The sequence below is a fragment of the Synechocystis sp. CACIAM 05 genome, assembly GCF_010222815.1.
In the GTDB taxonomy this organism is placed as follows: Bacteria; Cyanobacteriota; Cyanobacteriia; order Cyanobacteriales; family Microcystaceae; genus Synechocystis.
Genome location: NZ_CP019225.1, coordinates 746,123 through 767,888, shown reverse-complemented (window position 1 = coordinate 767,888; position 21,766 = coordinate 746,123). Strand labels below are relative to the sequence as shown.

General features: G+C 48.8%; 21 protein-coding genes. 5 read left to right on the top strand and 16 right to left on the bottom strand.

Translation table 11 applies throughout. The annotated features are described in order from the left end of the window. Positions 1 to 92 precede the first annotated feature (92 nt). Both BWK47_RS03595 and BWK47_RS03590 read left to right on the top strand, forming a co-directional pair. The gene (locus BWK47_RS03595) at positions 93 to 2,330 is read left to right on the top strand and encodes a heavy metal translocating P-type ATPase (RefSeq protein WP_162327601.1); all 2,238 of its coding nucleotides are present in this window, start codon (positions 93 to 95) and stop codon (positions 2,328 to 2,330) included. 227 nt (positions 2,331 to 2,557) lie between these two features. Then, on the top strand, positions 2,558 to 3,313 hold the full coding sequence (locus BWK47_RS03590; protein WP_162327600.1) for a hypothetical protein: 756 nt from the start codon (positions 2,558 to 2,560) through the stop codon (positions 3,311 to 3,313). A 53-nt stretch (positions 3,314 to 3,366) separates the two neighbouring features. Here BWK47_RS03590 and BWK47_RS03585 read toward each other — a convergent pair whose 3' ends face one another. The 5 genes from BWK47_RS03585 to BWK47_RS03565 form a co-directional block, all read right to left on the bottom strand. Continuing rightward, complete coding sequence (locus BWK47_RS03585) at positions 3,367 to 5,148, bottom strand: ABC transporter ATP-binding protein (protein ID WP_162327599.1); 1,782 nt, start codon at positions 5,146 to 5,148, stop codon at positions 3,367 to 3,369. Positions 5,149 to 5,400: 252 nt separating this feature from the next. Then, positions 5,401 to 7,707, bottom strand: a complete 2,307-nt coding sequence (locus BWK47_RS03580) for a hypothetical protein (protein ID WP_237269779.1) — start codon at positions 7,705 to 7,707, stop codon at positions 5,401 to 5,403. A 156-nt stretch (positions 7,708 to 7,863) separates the two neighbouring features. Next, positions 7,864 to 8,946, bottom strand: coding sequence for a type II secretion system protein (locus BWK47_RS03575; protein ID WP_162327597.1), 1,083 nt, complete (start codon positions 8,944 to 8,946; stop codon positions 7,864 to 7,866). Then, positions 8,897 to 9,373, bottom strand: a complete 477-nt coding sequence (locus BWK47_RS03570; RefSeq protein WP_162327596.1) for a type IV pilus modification PilV family protein — start codon at positions 9,371 to 9,373, stop codon at positions 8,897 to 8,899. Before BWK47_RS03570 ends, BWK47_RS03575 begins: the two co-directional genes overlap by 50 nt. Positions 9,374 to 9,418: 45 nt before the next feature. Further along, positions 9,419 to 10,528, bottom strand: a complete 1,110-nt coding sequence (locus BWK47_RS03565; RefSeq protein WP_237269778.1) for a pilus assembly FimT family protein — start codon at positions 10,526 to 10,528, stop codon at positions 9,419 to 9,421. 432 nt (positions 10,529 to 10,960) lie between these two features. Between BWK47_RS03565 and BWK47_RS03560 the strand changes: the two genes are divergently transcribed. Then, the gene (locus BWK47_RS03560; protein ID WP_237269777.1) at positions 10,961 to 11,704 is read left to right on the top strand and encodes a Crp/Fnr family transcriptional regulator; all 744 of its coding nucleotides are present in this window, start codon (positions 10,961 to 10,963) and stop codon (positions 11,702 to 11,704) included. A 142-nt stretch (positions 11,705 to 11,846) separates the two neighbouring features. Here BWK47_RS03560 and BWK47_RS03555 read toward each other — a convergent pair whose 3' ends face one another. The 10 genes from BWK47_RS03555 to BWK47_RS03510 form a co-directional block, all read right to left on the bottom strand. Then, positions 11,847 to 13,154, bottom strand: a complete 1,308-nt coding sequence (locus tag BWK47_RS03555) for a Slr2013 family photosystem II assembly protein (protein WP_162327595.1) — start codon at positions 13,152 to 13,154, stop codon at positions 11,847 to 11,849. A 92-nt stretch (positions 13,155 to 13,246) separates the two neighbouring features. Beyond that, entirely contained in the window at positions 13,247 to 13,894 is a 648-nt protein-coding gene (locus BWK47_RS03550) for a Na(+)/H(+) antiporter subunit B (RefSeq protein WP_162327594.1), read from the bottom strand. After that, positions 13,891 to 14,490, bottom strand: a complete 600-nt coding sequence (locus tag BWK47_RS03545) for a DUF4040 domain-containing protein (protein WP_162327593.1) — start codon at positions 14,488 to 14,490, stop codon at positions 13,891 to 13,893. Before BWK47_RS03545 ends, BWK47_RS03550 begins: the two co-directional genes overlap by 4 nt. After that, positions 14,459 to 14,755, bottom strand: a complete 297-nt coding sequence (locus BWK47_RS03540) for a monovalent cation/H(+) antiporter subunit G (protein ID WP_162327592.1) — start codon at positions 14,753 to 14,755, stop codon at positions 14,459 to 14,461. Before BWK47_RS03540 ends, BWK47_RS03545 begins: the two co-directional genes overlap by 32 nt. Next, on the bottom strand, positions 14,752 to 15,045 hold the full coding sequence (locus tag BWK47_RS03535) for a hypothetical protein (protein ID WP_010871885.1): 294 nt from the start codon (positions 15,043 to 15,045) through the stop codon (positions 14,752 to 14,754). The genes BWK47_RS03540 and BWK47_RS03535 overlap by 4 nt, the downstream gene beginning before the upstream one ends. Continuing rightward, entirely contained in the window at positions 15,000 to 15,392 is a 393-nt protein-coding gene (locus BWK47_RS03530; protein ID WP_010871884.1) for a Na+/H+ antiporter subunit E, read from the bottom strand. The genes BWK47_RS03535 and BWK47_RS03530 overlap by 46 nt, the downstream gene beginning before the upstream one ends. Continuing rightward, positions 15,389 to 16,876: a cation:proton antiporter gene (locus BWK47_RS03525; RefSeq protein WP_162327591.1), complete on the bottom strand. Its 1,488-nt coding sequence runs from the start codon at positions 16,874 to 16,876 to the stop codon at positions 15,389 to 15,391. Before BWK47_RS03525 ends, BWK47_RS03530 begins: the two co-directional genes overlap by 4 nt. A gap of 49 nt (positions 16,877 to 16,925) precedes the next feature. Next, entirely contained in the window at positions 16,926 to 17,276 is a 351-nt protein-coding gene (locus tag BWK47_RS03520; protein WP_162327590.1) for a cation:proton antiporter subunit C, read from the bottom strand. Positions 17,277 to 17,519: 243 nt separating this feature from the next. Continuing rightward, positions 17,520 to 18,983, bottom strand: a complete 1,464-nt coding sequence (locus BWK47_RS03515) for a cation:proton antiporter (protein WP_162327589.1) — start codon at positions 18,981 to 18,983, stop codon at positions 17,520 to 17,522. Next, positions 18,980 to 19,324: an NADH-quinone oxidoreductase subunit K gene (locus BWK47_RS03510; protein ID WP_010871880.1), complete on the bottom strand. Its 345-nt coding sequence runs from the start codon at positions 19,322 to 19,324 to the stop codon at positions 18,980 to 18,982. Before BWK47_RS03510 ends, BWK47_RS03515 begins: the two co-directional genes overlap by 4 nt. Before the next feature lie 214 nt (positions 19,325 to 19,538). Between BWK47_RS03510 and BWK47_RS03505 the strand changes: the two genes are divergently transcribed. Then, the gene (locus BWK47_RS03505) at positions 19,539 to 20,255 is read left to right on the top strand and encodes a DUF2301 domain-containing membrane protein (RefSeq protein ID WP_162327588.1); all 717 of its coding nucleotides are present in this window, start codon (positions 19,539 to 19,541) and stop codon (positions 20,253 to 20,255) included. 178 nt (positions 20,256 to 20,433) lie between these two features. Here BWK47_RS03505 and BWK47_RS03500 read toward each other — a convergent pair whose 3' ends face one another. Continuing rightward, entirely contained in the window at positions 20,434 to 21,219 is a 786-nt protein-coding gene (locus BWK47_RS03500; protein ID WP_162327587.1) for an MBL fold metallo-hydrolase, read from the bottom strand. A gap of 274 nt (positions 21,220 to 21,493) precedes the next feature. Here BWK47_RS03500 and BWK47_RS03495 point away from each other — a divergent pair, with 274 nt between their 5' ends. Continuing rightward, positions 21,494 to 21,748: a hypothetical protein gene (locus tag BWK47_RS03495; protein ID WP_038531201.1), complete on the top strand. Its 255-nt coding sequence runs from the start codon at positions 21,494 to 21,496 to the stop codon at positions 21,746 to 21,748. Positions 21,749 to 21,766 lie beyond the last annotated feature (18 nt).

Here is a 21,766-nt window from a genome sequence, read left to right as displayed (position 1 = left end):
GGCGGGGCCAGGAGCTATTCCCGAGCTTGCCAATGGGCGGTGGCTAAAATTGAAGGTAAGCTTTTCTTTGTACTGAGTATTACCGATTAACCATGGCTCAAACCATCAATCTGCAACTAGAGGGAATGCGCTGTGCGGCCTGTGCTTCCAGCATTGAACGGGCGATCGCCAAAGTGCCGGGGGTGCAGTCTTGCCAGGTGAATTTTGCTCTGGAGCAGGCGGTGGTCAGTTATCAGGGGGAAGGGACTCCCCAAATTCTTACAGATGCAGTGGAGCGGGCCGGTTACCACGCCAGGGTGCTTGAACAACAGGTTTTGTTTCCCCAACAAACCAAGGATAGGAAACCCTTGTTTTCGGCCAAATTGGTAACGGGGTTATTAATCAGTGCTGTGCTCTTTTTCGGTTCCCTGCCCATGATGCTGGGGGTAAATATTCCCCATTTTCCCCATATTTTCCATGATCCCTGGTTGCAATGGCTATTGGCTACGCCGGTGCAGTTTTGGTGTGGAGCGGAGTTTTACCGGGGAGCTTGGAAATCCGTTAGAACCCGCAGTGCCACCATGGATACCCTTGTGGCGTTGGGCACCAGTGCCGCATATTTTTACTCCGTAGCCATTACCCTTTTTCCCCAATGGTTAACTAGCCAGGGGTTGGCAGCCCACGTTTATTTTGAAGCGGCGGCGGTGGTGATCACCCTGATTCTGTTGGGGCGGTCGTTGGAACAGCGGGCCCGGCGGGAAACTTCAGCAGCGATCCGTAAATTAATGGAGCTACAACCCCAAACAGCACTCGTTAAACGGGGGGAACACTGGGAAACAGTGGCGATCGCCGAGTTGGTAATTAACGATGTGGTGCGGGTGCGGCCGGGGGAAAAAATTCCGGTGGATGGCGTGGTGGTGGCGGGAAATTCCACTGTGGATGAATCGTTAGTGACGGGGGAAAGTTTTCCGGTAGATAAAACCGTTGGGACGGACGTGATTGGGGCCACGTTGAATAAAAGCGGCAGTTTAGACGTTCAAGTCAGCAAGTTGGGCCAGGATTCCGTGCTCGCCCAAATTATCCAACTGGTACAGCAAGCCCAAGCTTCTAAAGCTCCCATCCAGCATTTTGTTGACCGCATTACTCAATGGTTTGTACCCACAGTGATCGGAGTGGCGATCGCCGCTTTTTGTATTTGGTGGCTGACCACGGGCAATATTACCCTGGCGGTGTTGACCTTGGTGGAAGTGCTGATCATCGCCTGTCCCTGTGCGTTGGGCTTGGCCACGCCTACGTCTGTGATGGTGGGCACGGGTAAAGGGGCGGAGTATGGCGTGTTAATCAAAGAAGCTAGCAGCCTGGAAATGGCGGAAAAATTAACTGCTATTGTGCTGGATAAAACTGGCACGTTAACCCAGGGCAAACCCAGTGTGACCAACTTTTTTACCCTATCCCCCACTTCCACGGAGGAAAGTTTACAGTTAATTCAATGGGCGGCCAGTGTGGAGCAATATTCCGAACATCCCCTAGCGGAAGCGGTGGTTAATTATGGTCAATCCCAACAGGTGAGTTTGCTAGAGATAGAAAATTTCCAGGCGATCGCCGGTTGTGGGGTTACAGGACAATGGCAGGGGCAATGGATACGATTGGGAACGCCCAATTGGTTAACCGATTTGGGGGTAAATGGTACAGCGCATCAACCATGGCAAAGTCAGGCCCAGCAATGGGAAAAGGAACAAAAAACCGTCATTTGGCTGGCAGTGGACACAGAAGTTAAAGCTCTATTGGCGATCGCCGATGCCCTAAAACCATCCTCCCCCCAGGTAGTACAGGCTCTAAAAAAACTGGGTTTATCAGTTTATATGCTCACCGGTGACAACCAAGCCACTGCCCAAGCCATTGCCGACACAGTGGGTATTCGCCATGTGTTATCCCAAGTGCGCCCCGGCGATAAAGCCCAACAGGTGGAACAGTTGCAACAGAAGGGAAATATCGTCGCCATGGTGGGGGATGGCATTAACGATGCTCCCGCCCTGGCCCAAGCCGATGTGGGCATCGCCATTGGTACTGGCACCGACGTGGCGATCGCCGCCAGTGATATTACTCTGATTGCTGGAGATTTACAGGGAATTTTGACCGCTATCAAGCTTAGCCGGGCCACCATGGGTAATATTAGACAAAATCTCTTCTTTGCGTTTATTTACAATGTGATCGGCATTCCCGTAGCTGCTGGGCTGTTCTATCCCCTCTTCGGTTTACTGCTCAATCCCATCCTGGCTGGGGCCGCCATGGCCTTTAGTTCCGTTTCCGTGGTGACCAACGCTCTGCGTCTGAAAAAATTCTGTCCTTAGGGTATGGCTAAACTTTAATTTTTTTGGTAATGACAATCGGTAAAAGGATCGTTTATTATGACTGCTATCGGCTCTAGTCAATATATCTGTTTTTTTGACGTTGCAGGCGATGATTTTGCTGGATTTTGGGGTCTAGGGGGCTGGTAGGAACTGTTTTTTCCGTATGTGCGTCCCCAACCTGCCAGTCCCCCTTTCCTTAGGCTAATCTTTTTTGTGAATTCACTGTCATGGCTCAATCCCCCTGTTCCCGATTGCTAGGCGAAATTTTAAGGGAAGCTGACCTCATTACCGAGGCCCAGATACAGGTTGCTCTCCAAGACCAACAATATTCCCCTCTGCCCATCGGCGAAATTTTAGTGGTGCGGGGCTGGTTACACCAAGAAACAGCGGACTTTTTTGCCGAATCCTGGCCCCGGATGGTCAAAACCCGCGATCGCCGTCCCCTGGGTTATTACCTACAGCAGGCCTATTTACTCCAAGAGGATCAGGTTAATTTAATCCTGGAAGAACAGCGCAAATTGGGGGTTAGATTTGGTTCAGTGGCGGTGCTCAAGGGTTGGGTAAAACAAAAGACCCTTGATTATTTCCTCGAACATTTGATGCCAGAAGCAATAACCACTTCTGCTTTTCAAGGCCGAAATACCCAGAGCAACATCGCTTTTGTCCGAGATACTCGCCTGCAAACGGAAACATCCTACGAAACCAAGGGAATGGGCGATCGCCGTGCCCCCGTCAACACCCCTTCTCGGGACCGAGTCACCCCCTCCCGTGCAAACGATAATGGTGGACGTATTATCCTTAATCCCTTTGCCAGTAATTCTGGTAACGGTAAAGCCCGCACCGGTAAAACCAAGTCAACCCAAGGTAGTAGCAGTTTTACCACCAATTCTAACCGAGAGGATTTCGACCTAGCTTCAGTCTTGGGAGATGGCGCTAAATCCACTGCAGAAAAGGATTGGGAAGAGCGTATCTGGATCGATTAGTCCCATTGGGTAAGGGTAAGGATTTCAAAAATCCGATTATCTCCAGACTGGAGCTAACTAACCCCACTCCTTAGCCCCGTTTGCACCCGCCACAGTTTGGCATATAGCCCTTGGTGAGCCAGCAGGCTTTCGTGGTTGCCCATTTCTTGTACCATGCCGTTTTCTAGAACGTAAATTTGATCTGCATAGCGCACAGTGGAAAGGCGATGGGCGATGGTAATGGTGGTGCGATTTTTGGTGATTTTTTCCAGGGAACGAACAATGGCCGCCTCTGTTTCGTTGTCCACCGCTGACGTGGCTTCATCCAAAATCAGAATGGGGGGATTTTTTAAAATAGCCCTGGCGATCGCCAACCGTTGCCGTTGACCACCGGAAAGTTTTTGTCCCCGTTCGCCAATAATGGTGTCGTAGCCCTGGGGTAACTGGTTGATGAATTCCTCTGCCTCTGCTAAGTTGGCCGCCCGTTCAATTTGGGCCAACGTGGCGTCAGCACTGCCGTAGGCAATATTCTCCCGCACCGTGCCGTGGAATAAAAACACGTCCTGGCTCACTAAACCGACACTGCGCCGTAGATCTCCCAAAAAGTATTTGCGTAGATCCACTCCATCCAGCAAAATATCCCCGCTGTCCCATTCGTACAACCGCAGTAATAGTTTGACCAATGTGCTTTTTCCCGACCCCGTTGCCCCCACAATGCCAATGGTTTGCCCCGCTGGTACCCGTAGGGAAACATTTTTCAACACCGCCGAACGATGGGGATAGGCAAAGCTAATATTTTGGAAAACTAATTCCCCTTGCACCTGGCTAGGATGGAGGCTTAATTCCCCCGGATGGGCTTGAATGGGAGTCGCTAAAAGTTGCATCACCCGCTGGGTGGAAGCCATGGCACGTTGGTACAAATCCAAAGTTTTACCCAAACCCGTCAGCGGCCAGAGTAGTCGTTGGGTTAAAAAGACCAACATACTGTAACTGCCCACCGCCAAATTACCCCGCACCGCATCCAAACCACCAAAGTAGAGAATGGTGGAAAAACCGGCAAAAATAATCACCCGAATTAAAGGCACAAAGGCCGCACTCAAGGCGATCGCCCGTTGATTACTGTCCCGATACGCATCACTGTCTTGCCGGAGCCGTTCCACCTCTTCCGCTTCGGTGGCAAAACTTTTAATGGTCATAATGCCGCTGAGGTTATTGGACAAACGGCTGTTCAAATTACTGACCTTTTCTCGCACTAGGGCATAACGGGAAGTGAGCAAAGACTGAAAATAGATCGACCCCAACAGCACAAAGGGCATGGGTACCACCGCCATCCAGGCAATGTCCGGGGTAATGACAAAAAATGCCCCGCCAATCACCACCACGGTGGTCAGCACCTGCAAAATTTCGTTGGCCCCCACATCCAAAAACCGCTCCAACTGGTTGATGTCATCGTTGAGAATGGCCATCAGCCGCCCCGTACTCCTTTCCTCGAAATAGGCCAGGTCTAGCTGTTGCAAATGGGCATAGGCATCCAGGCGCAGATCGTGTTGGATATCCTGGGCGAGGTTACGCCAAAGCCGTTCGTAGGCATACTCAAAAATTGATTCCAGGGCCCAAATAACCGCCGAAGCCACCGTCAGCACCAACAGTTGGCTTTGCACAGAAACAATGCCCCAACGGGCCAGGAAAGAATCTTGCTGCTTGATCACCACATCCACGGCTAAACCAATTAGGGCCGGGGGAGCCAGATCAAAAATTTTGTTCAGCAAGGAGCAGGTTACCGCCCAGTAAATTTTGGCACGGTGGACCCGGCTGTAATTTAAAAGGCTGAGGAGGGGGGCAATAGGTTTGGTCACAGGGTCGGCAAAGACAAAAAAACGATGATTTTAGGCTGAGGCACCATCTAACACAGTACAGCGGAAGTCCTTTTTCTGCCCAAGGGTATGTTTGAGAAGTTTAGGGTGATGTATTTCCCCCAAAAGTGACCCATCCCCAAATTCTCTCCCTAGGGCCGATTAGTAGCCATTTTCAGACGCAAAAAAAAGCTCAAATGTAGCTATTGAAATAGTGGTCTCCTGCACTGGTGACGGGAGATAAATATACAAGTTTTACTGGTCAAAATTACGGGAGAAGCCCTCTTGTTTCAGAAATACAAACCGGGGAGACAGGGGCGGTAAATTCTTGGCATTATTAAAGCGAGTATCATAGCGCCAATCTCGATTAGGAGCACCATATACCTGATTGCTCCATCGCCCCGTAACCCGTTCTGGTAATCCAGTGCTAACAAAAGATCCTCTATAGGTAAGAGTTCTTCCACCCCAATTTTCGTGGAAACGGGGATAGTTTTCTAGCCCACCATTGTAGCCGGGAGTCAGAGTTGAGTTAGTTATATCTGTACCAGCCAAAAATGCCGTGTTAACTGTTGTATCCTCCGAGACTGGGGCCGTCGTAAGAGAAGCTTTATTGAGCTGGAAATCATTATTAAGTCGTAAACGTGAAAGAACATTTAACGAATCAGCCAGTACACTTGCTGGTTGCCAATTGACAGTGTTGTAATTTCCTACCACATAGACTGCCTGATCACTGACAAAGGTTAAACCCGTGGGATCAAAGTTATTTGTAGTTTCTGCCAATCCTGGCAATTGCCTGCCCCCCACCAACACAAATCCGTAGGGACTAGCATTGGTGTTGGGGTTTGGGGTAGCACCGGCACTAACAGTGGCATGAAAAACTAAACCATTACTACTGGTGTCAGAAGCCGCTAAACCCAAGTTTTGGAAAGAATTCAGAGGAGCGGCATTATCTGCTGTGGCCGTGGTAAATAATAGTTGATTGGCAGAAACTAAGCCTGTGCCAGCATTATTAAGATACCATCCTTGAAAATTCCAAACGGTCAAACTTTCTAAATTTATTTGAAGCAGGCGCATGGTTCTCGGATTACCTCCGTCACGCTCGCGGTTATTCACAAAGCTTAGTCCAGTAGTGGTGTAACCAGTGGCAGCAGGATCCCTATACTGAATGGGAGCGCTAATAAAACAACCACTGGCCAGAGCAGCAATCTGATTGGGAGTATAACTTCGTATTCGGTTTCGTTGGGCCGTAGTTAGAGTACCTAGGGTGGTTTCCAATACTGCCCTTACTCCATTAGTTGCATTAAGGGGAGCGGTATTCAGAGTTGCTCCCATGGCAGAAAAGGGAACAGGGGTGGTTTGAGAGAGAATTGCCCGACGGAGTGCATTTGGTAGATCCGCAATTTGAGAAGGAGTTAAATCTGTAGTCGTCGGTTCGGCAACTTGTGTACAAACTCCTGCCGTTACTGCTGCCCCTGTTGCCAAAACGGGCTGACGTAAACTGGCCAATTGGGCATTGGTCAGCGTTGTAGAAGTTCCAGCGCCAAGCGCATCGCGTTTAGTGGCTGTGACATCAAACGGAATTATGGTCGTGCCAATACCAGGAACATTAACACCAGTTTTTTCTGGAGCATAAACAAAGTTGATATCAGCTTGTTGAGCATAGTTACCCCCAACCCCCAAGGTGCTAATGGTGGGAATGGACAATGCCTCTACCCCCAGTTGTACTTGGCTTCCCCAACTGGCGTTAACATTGGCAGGTGTCATCGCCGCGGTTGTTGGAGAAGTGCTTCCGGTGCCTCCCTGCAATAGATTAATTAGAGTTCCGGCACCATTGGCAATGCGGACATTACCATTAGCGTAGGTAGAATTATCGTTCTTACGTCGATTAAAAAGTTGGTTTCCAACTGTGACTTGCCCCGTAATTGTTAAGCCATTAGGTGCATTATTGTTAGCCCCCAGAAAAAGATCCCCATTAGTGTGAACTGGTCCTTCTAGGTCCATGCGAGCACCGGGCAAAATTTCCAGATCATTGGCGTAGAAAGCGGCAAACTGAAACATGGGAATTTGCCTACTTTTCACCACCATTTCGGTCATGGCAATTACTTCGTCAGGGCTAGCACCTTCTTTAGCGCTAACTGCACTGATAGCATAGCGACTTTCCAGCATATTCAATCCCTGAAAAGTATCCCCTGGGGGCACTGTGCCCTGGGTAGCCACGCCATTGTTTTCTGGTACCACATAGCTGTAAGCCAGAATATTGGCTGTAGCGTCATCGGGGGAAGCAAAACTCGCCACCTTGCAACGGAAATCCCCGCTCCCCAAGTTAGACTGCTGTAGGCATTGATCTAAGGAGCTAGGGCTGGTGCCGCTAGGATTTCTATCACTCAGAAAAACTTCCCGTAATTCTTCTACCCGCATATTCAGGGCTCCTTCTGCACCGTAGAAACCACTACTTCCTATCGCAGTTCCTTTAGACGATAGGGTATGAAGCTTGGCTAAAATAGCATAGGCTACCAATAAACCGGACAGAGTAATTAGTAGAGATACAACCAAAAAGAGCATATAACCCCTAGGGTTGCTCTTAGGATTTCTAGAGAATAAAAATAGAGTCAGACGAAGATTACCAATCGCTTTATTTTTCATGACTTTAGTGAGTAAAAATAGCTGTAAGCAGAGTTATAAGAAGATAGAATAGACAAAAAATTAGGCTATATTTCTCTAGAAGTTAATCAAATTCCGTGGATAAAAAATCTGAGTTTGGGATTTACCATTAATCTGGCTAACATTGCTGGCGGATAAGCCAGGAGTATTTTCGCCAATGCTGGGACGGCTGGTAACGTTAATGCCATTAATTTGGGACCAATTGTAGGTTGTAGTTAGGGCAGGGGCGCAAGTAAAAGTGCTAGTTTGGGGAAGAAGTCTAGTGCAATCGGAAGGAGTATTGTTTTGTATGACTGTGGCGGTAACAGTAAACTGACCAACGTTGTCAATAACATCAATGGAAACCCCATCAATAGTTGCTTGGAGAGTAGTTCCATTGAGGCGATAGCCTCGCTCTTCTAGAATTAGCAATTGGGTTGATCCGCCGGCAGTGTAATTATTAGTAAGGTTTCCCGTAACTCCAATGGCAGCCGAAGCTACCTGCCCTGAGGTTGGAGTCCCTGCGATGGCACTTCCCCCTGCGTCATAAATTGCTTCACTGGCATAGTTAAGAAATTCTCCTTGCCCATTGCCGTTGTAGATATAAACCCGTAGGTTGCCGCCATTGCTCTCTCGATAGCTTTTCCACTGGGCCAAATCATCAGGATAATTGTCTCCATTGCCATCTACAGGAGCACAACCAGCGGGAGGAATTTCAGGGGTTTTAGTACTGTCATCAGTGGATCGCAAGACAGTAATTTCTGTCTGGACACCAGCGGTTACATCTTCACAAACCCTCAGTCTAGTGGCTATTTTTAACTGACGGACAACGATTTCTGAATTAGTCGAACCAGTGGGAAAAGGTTGAATAGAAATAACTGGAAAGTTGGGATCTGTGCCAATACCTTCCCCCGCTTGGGTTATGGTGGGGCCCACTATTTCAAATACCGTTTTTAGATTTTGATTGGTGTTATTTTTAGCCGCGTCTTTTAAATACATTTCACGATTTACGGAGAAGGCAAAATAAGCTAGCTGAATTAAAATGCCGCCGATGATTACCCCAACAATTAGTTCAATCAGGCTCACACCACGATTATTTTTTTGCTTGAATTTAGGAGCGGAGACGAGAAAAAACAGTTTGTACACGATAGATGGTTTCATTGGGATTATGGGGGGCTTTAACTTCAATTAAAATTTGGCGGGCAAAATCGTTTTCTCCCACCGTTGTGGAACAAGTCCCGTTGGGATTATCAGGATTCAAAGTACTGCTTTTCGTGCAAATATATTGGTCAACTTGGTATTTATTCCCGTTTTGTTCAGGCAGATTGGTTAATACTGTTTTGCCTAACTGGGCGTCCAACTCAGTCATGCTTTGACTACGGAGGTCATTCATCACGCTATTCGCTACTGATGTGGCACCGGTGAGTTGGCGGTTTTTTGCGTTCTGTAGGCCAAAGTTCATAAAAGCAGGCAACATTGCCGTTAAGGTAATGCTCAGGACAATGAGAGAAACGAGGTTTTCCGTGAGGGTAAATCCCTGGAGAGGAGATTTGGTCCGGAAGAACTTGAGTGGTAATTTTGTCCGCATTGATTGGAATCCTCTGACGGGAAAATTGATTTAAATGCTTAATTTCTATGGTTTATTCCCGTTGGTGTTGCCATTACCCCCTCCTCGACCAGGATTACCGGGGCCAGCGTCAGGGCTATCATCATTGGAAGGTTGATTGTTATCAGAATTACCAGGGGAGCAACCATCGGAACCATTGCCCAAACCTTGGTTACATGAGGGCTTTCCATTACCGTTGTTGCCATTGCCTGGGCTTCCTTCTCCAACTTCCTCTGGCTCTGAGCCACCACCACCAGTACCCCCTCCCCCTGTGGGACTTTCACTACTGGTGGGACTTTCAGAACCTGCACCGCCGCCACCGGAGCCGGAGCCCATGGCGATCGCCGTAGCATCCATGGCCCCACCTGGAAAAATCACCACCTTGGCTTCTTCATTGGTGCGGGGATTGGTTAAAACCAAATCAAGATTGCTGGTCATCATACCGTCGGCATCAAACAGGCTGACTAGACCACGGCTGTTAATGCAGATGGACCAATTTTCCTCCGCCGCATTGTCAAATTTCCCCACCATGCGGATATCTGCGTTGTTTTGGGAGACTTTCTTGTTGACATTGAGATCTTCGTCCAGAAAGGCACTGTCATTCTTCCAATTTTTCACAGTTTCCACCTTTGTCCCCACCGCTTTCTCCCCCACCGGAGCCCCAAGGGTTATGGTGCTATTGCCAAAATTAACCGAGAGCGCATCCGCTTCTGTCCCCCCCACCTTGAGGCGATCGCCAATGGCAAATCCACTCACATCATTCAAGGCAATGGTGGTATCGGTCGCTAGGGAGGCTTCCCGCAGAGTGGCATTGGCCTGGCAACTACCGCTTCGGATCCTTTGCACCTGGATTGCTTGACTAGGATTGTTGGGATTAGCAGTGATGCGATAGGTGGAAGTACTATTTACTGCCCTAGTTCTAGCGGTCTTGATGACGCTCTGCAGGCGGTCTTGGCTATTCTTGAGCGGATTTTCGTACCATGGCTTAGCGTTGACCACAATCCCAGACAGAATGCCAATCACCACCACGACTACTACCAACTCCATGAGGGTGTATCCAGAAACAGGGGCAGTCCTTTGGTCGTTCCTGGCCAAAAGCAGAATTGAGCGGAGCTTGAAAAATGGAGACTTGTACATGGTCGATTGGGGTTTTTGGGAAGTCAGCAAAGACCGTGGGGAAGTCTTTTATTGGTTTTTCTGGGTCAAATTTCAGGTTAATAGTAAGTGCTTAAAGCTCAAATAAAGGGATTTTAAATTTCTCTTAAAGGCAAACAAAGGGGTTCAAGTCACAGGGAATAGATGGGGGGGAGGGGGATTGTAGGAAGGTGAAGTATGAGACTAACAACGAAGTTTTAGAGAACATCTCTGGACTATTGCTAGTCAAATTAAACACATATTGCCATAGGATGGGTGACAACTAACATCACCTAGATGATAAGTTAATTTACAACAAATGATTGTTAGCCAGCTCACCAAAACCTGTGACAATAAACACCAAAACAGTTTACTTGTTTCTATAATTTTCCCTGAAACTGGGGGTTTGAGAGGGTCTAGGGGAGAATTTAGTTATTGTTTGGATATATTGTCATGGCACCACAAAAGCCGTCAACAAAACAACTTAAACAGTTGGCCAGTGAGATTTCTTTTTTTCGGTCTATATCGAAAGATTTGTTGATCGCAAACATAAATTATTTGAGTTTTCGTAATTATCCCTGCAGTCAATCAATTTTATTTGATAACTATTACGGCGGGTCGATTTACTTTATCGCTGAAGGTTGGATCAAAGTATGTGCTATTGGTGAATCTTCAAAAAATAGTATCTATACTATTTATGGCCCGGATGAGATTGTAGGGGCGATCGCCGCAGTGGAAGAAGACTGGAATCCTAAGGAGGCGGTCACTCTGACCCCGGCCAAGATCTGGAGTATTCCCACCCAAGATTTTCTAAACTTGCTCAGGGAAGATCCCCAAGCTGGTATTCAGGTAGCGATTTTTGCATCTAAACGCCTTAGAAGACTCAACCAATATTTCCGCCTCAGGGAATCAGATAGCGTGACAAAAGTAGCTCATATTTTGCTGGAACTAGTGGGACATGGAAAAAAAACAATAAGCACCAAAAAGCATAGGGTATTAATACCGAATTTGCCCCATCGGGAAACAGCTATCCTCAGTGGAGTTACGAGGGAAACTGTCACCCGCACATTGGGTAAATTGGAAAAAAAAGGCCTGATTTTGCGCCAGGGGGCCACCATTGAAATTCTCAACTTGGACTTGCTGCAGCAACTAGTTAGTGGCAATCCCACTTCGATCTGATTTTGGTTAATTCCCCATGGGTCGAAAAGTCCGCTGGAGCGGTCAAGTTGCCGAGGCCAAACCTCAGCAGTTGCCCTTGTACGACTGGTTAATCTCTCCTAACCTTCCTTGATTCCGAATCTGGTAAACGTACTTTGAAGGTCTAGAGCAGAGTGCGGGCTTTGAGTTGTAGGTAACGATCCACCAATTGTTCACTGACTTTGTCCGCCGGAGCATCCAACACTAAAACTCCTTTTTGCTTCAGCTTTACCAGGGCCAATTGCCGCTGTTGCAAAAGGTTAATGGCCACTGCTTGTTGATAGGCACCACTAACAGTAGTGGCCGGAGCATGGGCTAATTGATCCACCTGGGGATCTCGCAAAGTGACACAAAAGGGTAGATAACGGGGCGCTAGCTGGGTGAGGGCAGTGAGCAATTCCTGCGAAGCAGTGGGATCGATTAAATCGGTGATGCATACCACTAGGGCCCGTCGAGTTTGTTGTTGCACCAGTTTACTGATCGCCGCGCCATAATCCGGTTCCTGCAACACGGGTTGGAGAGGACTCAGGGTTTTTAATAATTTGGGTAAATACTGCAAACCCCGCTCCGGGGGTAACCAACTGACCACTTCCCGGTCAAACACCCCTATCCCTAGGCGATCGCCACGATGGAGGGCCGCCACTGCCAAGGCCAAACTGGTATTCAACCCCCAATCAAATCGCTGTAGCCCCTGCACCCAAGCGGTCATCAGCCGGCCTCGATCCAGCAAAATAATCACCGTCTGTTCCCGTTCTGGTTCCAAGACCCGCATGAGGGGAATGCCCCGGCGAGCACTGGCTTTCCAATCTAAGTACCGTAAATCGTCCCCCGCCTGATAATCCCGTAGTTCCCGAAATTCCGTACCTAAACCGAGCTTCCGCATTTGTCTTAGGTTGCCCGTGGTAGCTTGGGCCAGGCGGATGGTCAAGGATTTTAGGCCGATTAAATCTGGGTGGACCGTCACCGTTTCTCCTTTCCCTACCGTCCATTGTTGCCAAGTCAGTTGCCAGGGACATAGTTGCCGCACATTCACCTTGCCCCAAACGTATTCCCCCCGCTGACGGGATTGCACTTGGTAACTTAACTGGGTGCTTCCCTGGGGCAAAATTTGGGCTGTCTTTAACTCGTCCGTGGCCAGAAATGGGGCGGGATAATCATCCTTAATTTTGGCGATCGCCGTGGGGCCAGAATTCTCCAGTGTGATGGTGACAGGGTTTTCCCGACCAATGGAAAGGGGTCCCAGAGGTTGCCGTTGCACTGTTATTTTTTGCTTTTTGCCTCGAACATAGTCAATGGCAGTCAGCAGCAACAGTAGTAAATCTGCTAAAACCAAGGCCCCCACCGCCCTAGGAACCGTATCAACTTGAGCTACCACCATAGCTCCACCGCCAATGAGCATTAGACAAATATAAAAGCGGAGAGTGGGAACCATGGCCTTACCGAAAACGGGGAAAAAATTTGATTACAACACCATTGTTAGGGGGAAATTTCTTGCCAACTAGCCCCAGACCAACGCATCTCAACTCACAATAACCCCCGATAGCGGATAAAGACCAAAATCGCTCCCCAGGAACCGATCGCCACTTTTAGGGCCACCACCATGTTCAACAGGGGAATCCAGCCCGCATCATCCAAGGGAAAATTAATGCCCAGCAAACTCAGGGCGGCCAGAACGAGGAAAATCAACACCGATAACTTTTCTACCTTGGCGGCTTGCCATTTTTCGTACAGTTGATGCAACCATTCCGGCGAAGAAATAATGGCCACTAGACCAATGGCGGTTCCCCCCGCTACCCCGGCCGCAAAGCCTCCCCCCGGACTGAGGTGACCCCGGATGGCCAATTCTATGCCAATCAGCAGGGCAATCATGGCCCCCAATCGGGCCAGCACCACCGACGGAGCATCGCTCACTTGATAGACCATGGCGGCCGGCTTTTCCTCCGCCATCAAAAAGCGCACCCCCATAATGGCAATGGTAAACACCACCACCTCCAGCATGGTGTCGTACAAACGATTGCGGAAAATAATCCCCGACACCACATTGGGCGCTCCCGTTTGCTCTAGCAAATTCTCCACCACCGCCACTTCTTCTAAGGGTTCTACAGCATTGCCCGTGATGAACAACATTTTGGCGTAGAACAATAGGGCCGCAATTAGGTAAACAATTTTCATTGGGCAACCTCCGGAGAATATAGAGGGGGAACAGGACTGGTACTAGCAGGCACAAATTTAACGGCGATCGCCTGGGACACTAGGGCCGGAGCGAGAATTTCCTGCAACCGCACCACGGGGGTATTTAAAATGGCCACATCGGCTTCGTACCAACAATGAATAGCCCGGGTTTGCCAAGCTTCCGTCAAACTGGCTAAATCTTCATAGGCAATAATTTCTAACCGCAAATGGTAAGGGGCGATCGCCTGGGTAATGGCCTGTTCATCTTCTGGGGCAATCAATTTTTTGCCGTCATCACCATCGGGGGGAGCAATGACCCCTAAACGCAGCACCAGGGAAGACCGCACCGCCACTGCAAACAAGGTAACGGATAACATGGTTCCCACCAACGCCTCCGTCAAGGCCACATCCGCTGCTCCTAACAGTGTATAAATCAGGGCCGCCACCGCCCCCAAAATCCCCCGCATTACCAATGCCTGGTAGGGATTGCCTTGAATTACCACCAACAAAGCGCAAAAAGGCAATAGGGGGGTAAAGGCTAAAATTTCCGTTTGGTCTGCCAAATTAAACATTGGTGCGCTTCTCCCCGGTGGCACAGTAGGCCAACACGTAACCCAGAATGGTATTCCATAGACAAAGACAAATGATAGCTAAGAGCAGGAGGGGCCATTCCCGGGGCAGTTTCAGAAATAGCCCCACCACGATCGCCATGGAGCCGAGGGTGTCCGACACCGTTAGCAGATGGAGTTTAGTAATGACCGATCGCCGACTTTGAAGTAGGGGAAAAGTACCAAAGAGCCAAAAAAGAATGCCCATGGCCAGAAAACCGTTAGTCACCCAGTTAATGATGGTGGTGATCATAGGGCCTCCATCCGGCGAATTAATTGGGCCAAAAGCATCAAAGCCGCATTACCGGCACTGAGAATTAAAACCCCCACCATGCCAATCATCCAATCGTCCCGCAACACCGACACCACCAAAATGATGATTGATGTTTTAGTGGCAACACTGGCAAAGGAGAGCATTTTCACCCAAATATTGCCCCGTTGCAGGGTGGCCAAGAGCGGAATAAACACCGCCAGTAACATAGTCCAGAGTAGAACAGTCATTTTTCTTCCTTCTTGGGGCCAAGATAATGAATTTCGTACCATCCCTCTTCGTGGTATTTCAGCACCAGGGTTTTGGGAGTGAAGGTAATTAGGAAAATATCCAGGAAAATTAGTCCCCTAGTTCGTTGGGGGGAAAATTCCTGCCGTTCAACCCACGTTCTGGTGTGGGGCTGGAGAATCATTTGCCAAGCTTCGATGTAAGCCTGGGGAATGGCCAGCAGAATTTCCTTAAACACCCTCAGCCCATCCCGCAAAACATAGGGAGGTATGGGTCGACGGGGAATTAACAGGGCCACAATCAGGCCGATGAGAATATTGCCTGGACGCAGATTGCCCGTTAACAAAAACCAAATGCCCAGCCGTAAACCAATATCAAGGAGTCCAGTCATATTAATACCGAGCTGAAAAGTAACATCAACATTATGGCCATGGTGCCGATCAGGTGATCCAAGCGTTCCCCCCAATCCGGTGGTTGCCAAGGAATTTTCCGCAAACCCCACCAGTAAATGGCTGAACCCAGCAGAAAACTAGCGGTGGCTTTGATGCCGTTCTCCCAGGAAAAAGCTTCGGGATAAATGACATTGCCCAAGGTTAAAGCTCCCAGCAGAAGAAGCACAGCTAAAACCAGTCCCCAGGGGGATTTGTCCAGGTCAACATTCTTGTCAAAGCTAGGGGTGAGGAAAATAAATTTGGCCAAAATAATTGCTGTGCCCACCCCCGCCAAGTTCATTAAAATTCCTGTCCAGGGCAGTTCATTGAGGCTGAGGGTCTCCAGGGTCAGGGTTTTAGCTTCAAAGCCCGCCAGGATGGGTAGGCCAATGATGGAAGAACTAGCCAGCACCATGGGTAACCACAATTTGTAGGAAATAGGTTGGGCCTGGAGTTTATCCAAATCCCGTTCCGGCAGACTGCCCACCAACAAAAATAGGCAAGCCTTAGCCAGGCCATGGGTTAACGCATACAATCCCCCCACCGCCGGGGCTACCAAAATAAATCCCATCTGGGAAATGGTGCTGTAGGCTAGAATGCGCCGACTATCCCGGGCAAACATGCCCAAGCCCATGCCCAACAGAGCGGTGGCAATGGCCAGGCCCCACACCATGGTGGCCAATCGTTCCGACAGGGGAGCAAACCGCAGGAGGGGTAAAATTCCCGCTTTGACCACAATGCCGGACAAAAGGGCCGCCACAGGAGGACTGGCAATACTGCTAGTTTGGGGCGACCATAACCCGGAGAGAAAAATTTCCCCCTTAATCAACAGTCCTAAAAAAATTAAGGCGATCGCCTCGTAGGGGGCAGTGGCTAAACCTTGGAAATCCAGGGAGTTAGTGGCCTGATAAACCAACATCACCCCGATTAAATAAAACAATAAAGCCGTGTTGGTAACAAATAAATAACGCAACCCAATCCAACTGCTGGCGGCCTGGCGGGGATAAATAATTAATAAAAAGGAAGATAAACCCACCACCTCTAAACAGACGTATAAACTGATTAAATCCGTAGATAAAAAAGCAGCATTGAGGCTAACGTGGAGCACCATTAATTGAACATAGAAAAAGGTTGCCCTTGGGGAAGCCCAACAGTAAAGCAACACCGCCAGGGTCACTAAACCATTGGTGAGCAGAAAATAACTACCCAAATTGTCCAATTGCAAGAGAATGCCAAACCTATCCATTAATTGCCATTGCTGGGCATTGGGCAGGGAAAAACCCACCGCTGCCAAGAGAATCGTGCCCAGGGTCATCAGTAGGGCCGAGGGTCGCACCAGGGGACGAAACAGATAGCCCCCAAAGGCTCCCATTAGTGCCAGGATCAGGAGAGCCACGATAGCAATTAATAAATTGTTAGGGGCGATCGCCGTGGGAAAATTCATGGAAAAAATGGGTTTAAAAGCCTGATGTTAAACAATAAATTAACCTCGATTAAGACCAGTATTCCCTTTCGATAGCGGCAATTTCTAAAGTGGGGTTTTCCTTGGCTAACTTCATGGCAATGACCAACATTAAAATTTGGGTAGAGAAGCCAATAACAATGGCTGTGAGAATGACTGCCTGAGGCAAGGGATCGGCGTATTGTATGGGGTCAGAGGAAACTTCCGCTCCCACAATGGGGGTAGTGATTCCGGTGCGGGCGGCAACGAGACAATAATAGGCAATTACTCCGGTGCTAATTACATCCATAGCCACTATTTTCATCAGTAAATTACGCTTATAAATTAAGCCTAAAAAACCAATCATTACGGCTGCAAAAATACAGGCTTTTGGCCCTAACATCACCCACCTCCCTCGGTTTGATCAATCTCCCCAGGTTATCAAATGCCATCGGTCTTTGCCCAACGGGATTATTACACTCCAGGGTCAGAACCTGTTTGGAAAGTTGAGTTTTGGAGTTGGAATCCCCCCTGCCCCTTATCAAGGGGGGAATAATTGAGAAAGCCCCCTTTTTAAAGCGGGATTTAGGGGGATAAATCCTTTGACTTTGACCTTTCAAACACCCTCCCAGAGTTGCAATGGTCTTCATACTAAAATCCAGGCAAAGAGAATGGTTAAACTAACGCTCATCATGCCGATCAGGTGGTCGACCTGTTCCCCTCCATCGGGCAGTTTTAGGGTTAGCCTTTTGACCACGACCCAATATAGTCCTGCCCCCACCACGCAGGTCAGGGTAGCTTTGATTAAATTACTGGGGGTAAAGGCTTGCCAGTAAACCACATTACCCACGGCCAAACCGCCGAGTAACACCACCAACGCTACGCCTAAGCCCAGGGGATAGGTTTTACCGACAAAGGTTGGTTTCAGGAAAACGAATTTGGAAAAGGAAATGGCTGTACCCACCGCGGCAATGTTTAAGGCGATCGCCAACCAGGGGGGCAATCCTTTGAGGGTAAGGGTTTTCGCTTCAAAGCCCGCCAGTAGGGGAAAACCGGCAATGGAAGAACTGGCCAGGAGCAGGGGAACCCAAAAACCAGCGGCAATGGGAGTTTTCTTCAGAACTTTGAAGTCCCGACTGGGCAAATTCCCCGCCAATAGGAAGAGGCTAGATTTCACTAAACCGTGGCTGAGAGCATAAAAACCGCCAGCAATGGGGGCTGCCAACACAAAGCCCATTTGGGAAACGGTGTGAAATGCTAACATTCGCTTACTGTCCTTGGCCAGCATGGCATAGACCACTCCAAATAACGCCGTGGCTACCCCCAAAATTTGTACTAATAATAGTAGTTGATCGGACAATAAAGCACAGCGCAATAGGGGCAAAGCTCCTGCTTTAACCACTGCCCCCGATAGCATAGCCGATACCGGAGTAGCCGCTTCCCCATGGGTTTGGGGCAACCACAGTCCCGCCAAAAAAATGCCCCCTTTGGTCAACAATCCCAGAAATATCAGGGCGATCGCCTCTGGGGGAGCTTGGGTTAAACCGCTAAAAGCAAAGGATTGATTAGTTTTATAAACCAGTGCTACCCCGATTAAATAAAACAACATGGCAGTGTTGCTCAGCAGTAGATAGCGCAGTCCCAGCCAAATAATTCGGGGTTCCCTAGGATAGGTCATCAGGCAAAAAGCGGCGATCGCCACCACTTCCAGGGCCACATAAAGACTCATAAAATCCGCACAAAGAAAAGCGGAATTAAGGCTAGCGTGGAGAATGATCAGTTGGGCATAAAAAAAGGCTGAGCGGCCGGTATTCCAGCAATAGACCAACACCGCCAAAGTCACCAGGGCATTGGTCAAGAGGAAATAACCCGATAGGGCATCCAGTTGAAAAACAACGCCAAAACTGTCTAACAAATACCAAGACTGGGCTTCCGGCAAAGAAAATCCCAAATAGGCTAAAAATCCAGTGCCAAAACAGACGGCCAAAGTCAAAAAACGAATGGTGGCAGGCAATAAATAGCCAGTGAAGCCCGCCATCAAAGCCAAGCAAATGACCACCGTGGCCCAGGGCGCCGCATTAAATTCCGCTGAAACTGCAAATAGGGTCATGGCCAGTACTGTTTTTCAATCGCCTTTACTTCTAGGGTGGGATTTTCCCGGGCCAGTTTCATGGTGGCCACCAACATCAATGCCTGAATCGATAGACCAATCACAATGGCTGTGAGGATAACTGCTTGGGGAACGGGATCGGCATAGGGAATGGTGGATTCCTGGCTAGTGACAATAGGAGTAAGAAAGCCAGTGCGGGAAGCGATCAGGCAATAGTAGGCAATGACTCCAGTGCCCATCACGTCCATGGCAATGATTTTCATAAACACATTGGATTTATAAATCAGACCTAAAAAGCCGATGATCACAGTCACAAAAATACAAGCCTCTAGGGCGACCATGGCCCGCTCCTCCTTATTTATTCGTTTAGACCAGCACAAACCCAGACCAATCAGGCCCGAATAACAGTTTGGCAATCATTTACCTTTAGTTATGTAATTTAAGTTTTAGATTGCATAGATTCTATCCTTGTTTTGGTACCAATAGCAATGGCGATCGCCATAAAATCCCCTGATGGAGGGGGAGGCCTGGGATAATTAGGATTAATGGTTATCCATGGCTGAAAATGGCCTGAACTGTGCTGATTCGGGAGCAACGATTATGCGAGAAAGTACCTCTGTTAACCCCATCTACCAAGGGCAATTTGGCCCCTTCACCGTCAATGACCACGATCGCCGGGAGGTCAAGCTCTATCGCACGGGCTTGGCCCTGGCCGCTGGGGGATTTAGTTTGGGGGTGGCCCTAGCTTTAGCCCAACCGTTTCAGCCCTTGGCTGTTAACCTGCACTTGGCCACAGCTTGTTTTTGGTTGATGACCGGGGGGTTGGGGTTGAGCCTCTGGACCATTCACATTTACCTAGTGGTACTGCACCGCACTTTGCAAATTTTTTGGGCGATCGGTACCACGGCGGCCCTCTATTTCAGTTTTGCCTACCCAGGGATTCTAGTGACTACAGTCTATGATCAACCCTGGACTATCCTTGGGATCGGCTTTACTTTTGCTGCCCTGACGGGAATTTTCTTTAAGGAAGCATTTTGTTTTAATCGTTTGGAAACTAAATTCCTAACCGCCCTTATTCCCCTGTTGCTGTTGGGACATTTGGCCAGAATATTGCCGTTGACCTTGGCCAAAGGGGGACTGGTCTCAGCCAGCGTTCTATTTCTCATCTTTGTGGCCAGAAAGGTAATGCAACCCCTTGACCCAGACATTGGCGATAAGTCCGTATTTACTTATCTAGCGGAGCAACGAAAAGCGGCCCAAAGTTCCCTTTAGAACGTGTTTGGAAAGTTTTATTCCGTTCCTTAAATCGACCCACTAAAGCTCCAGCAATATGGGGGACTTTCACTCAGTTTCTCCACAAATTTGGGGGGTCAGGGGGGCTTTTAAAACAGGCTCTTAGAAAGTCTGCTAAAAAGTCCGAGCTCCTTCTTTGAAAGTTTGCGAGTGTTCTTTAAGCCAACAATCCTTGTTCACTGAAGATGCGGATTAGGGTCCCTTCCGCAGGGAGATTATTGGCCCGGAGGGAAAGGCTATTGCCATTGATGCGTTGAACATTCATGCCTTCCACCAAATCCAAAAACGGTTGCAGGGTCTGGAGGTCACAGTTGCCTCGGTCAGCGGCGGGGGTGGCGTATTGGGTGGGCACTACCATGCGGGGATTGAGTATGGCCATGGCGGCCTTGGCTTCGGCGGCGTCGTAATTTTTGGGCCCGCCCCCCACGGGAATTAGGGCTAGGTCAGGACTGCCCAAAAGGATTTTTTGTTCTTCGGTGATGGGAGAAGCGGCTCCCCCCATATGTACTACCCGAATTCCTCCCTGACTCCAACGCCAGACCACATTTTGGCCAAATCTTCTTCCTCCCAGACGATCGTGGGGCGCACTGATGCCCTGGAATTGGATGCCGCCAATGTCGTAACTGCCCGGTTCAAACAAAATTCTCGGGTTTCCCGGTAAATTCTCCGCTGCCCCTTCATCCCACAGTTGGGAGCTAATGAGGACTAAATCTGCCTGCACCTTGGGCAAACGAAATCCCTTAGTGCAACCAATGGCCCGGAAAGGATTAGCCAAGATCCGGAAACCGTTAGCCGAAAAGAGGAAAGCGCTATGGCCCAACCACTCCACCTGTAAACCAGAGCTAGCTTGGGCGGTGGCTGGTCTGAGTTGATCGCCAATTTGGACTCCAGCAACGGCCAGCAACCCGGCTCCAGCGGTACGAATGAGTTTTCGTCGTTTCATGGAAATGGAGAATGGAGAAATTTTTAAGATTCAAGAACTCTAGGACAAACCTTTGGCGATCGCCGCATGGACTCCCAGCATAATAACAACAATAGTTTTGGGCTTTGGGGCAGGGACAAAATTTAATCCCCCATTAACCCTGTCTCAAAACTTAACATCATTAACGGAAATATCCTTTAGAATTTTGGCCAATTGCCGCTTTGACCATTGGTCAATGTTATTCGCCCTGGCAGGGGTTGACGTTTCCCCATACACAACAGAGGATTTTTCAATGATGGAAAGAGACTTACCCAAATATCGCATGGTCTGTACCCTATCCTTTGGGGATATTTACGGCCAAATCATTGTCTGGTTAATTGTAATTTTCCTTTCCCTCGCATCCGCCTTGGCCCTGGCCAGTAGTACCCGGCCGGTCTATGCCCTAGCCACAGTGGGTCTGGTCTTGGTGCTTTCGTTGCCATTTTTACTGTTTAGCTTTGTCACCACCCTATTTAACCATTTGGATTTTGTCCCGGTGGAGTCTGATTAAAGGTTAAGGAATGTCGAT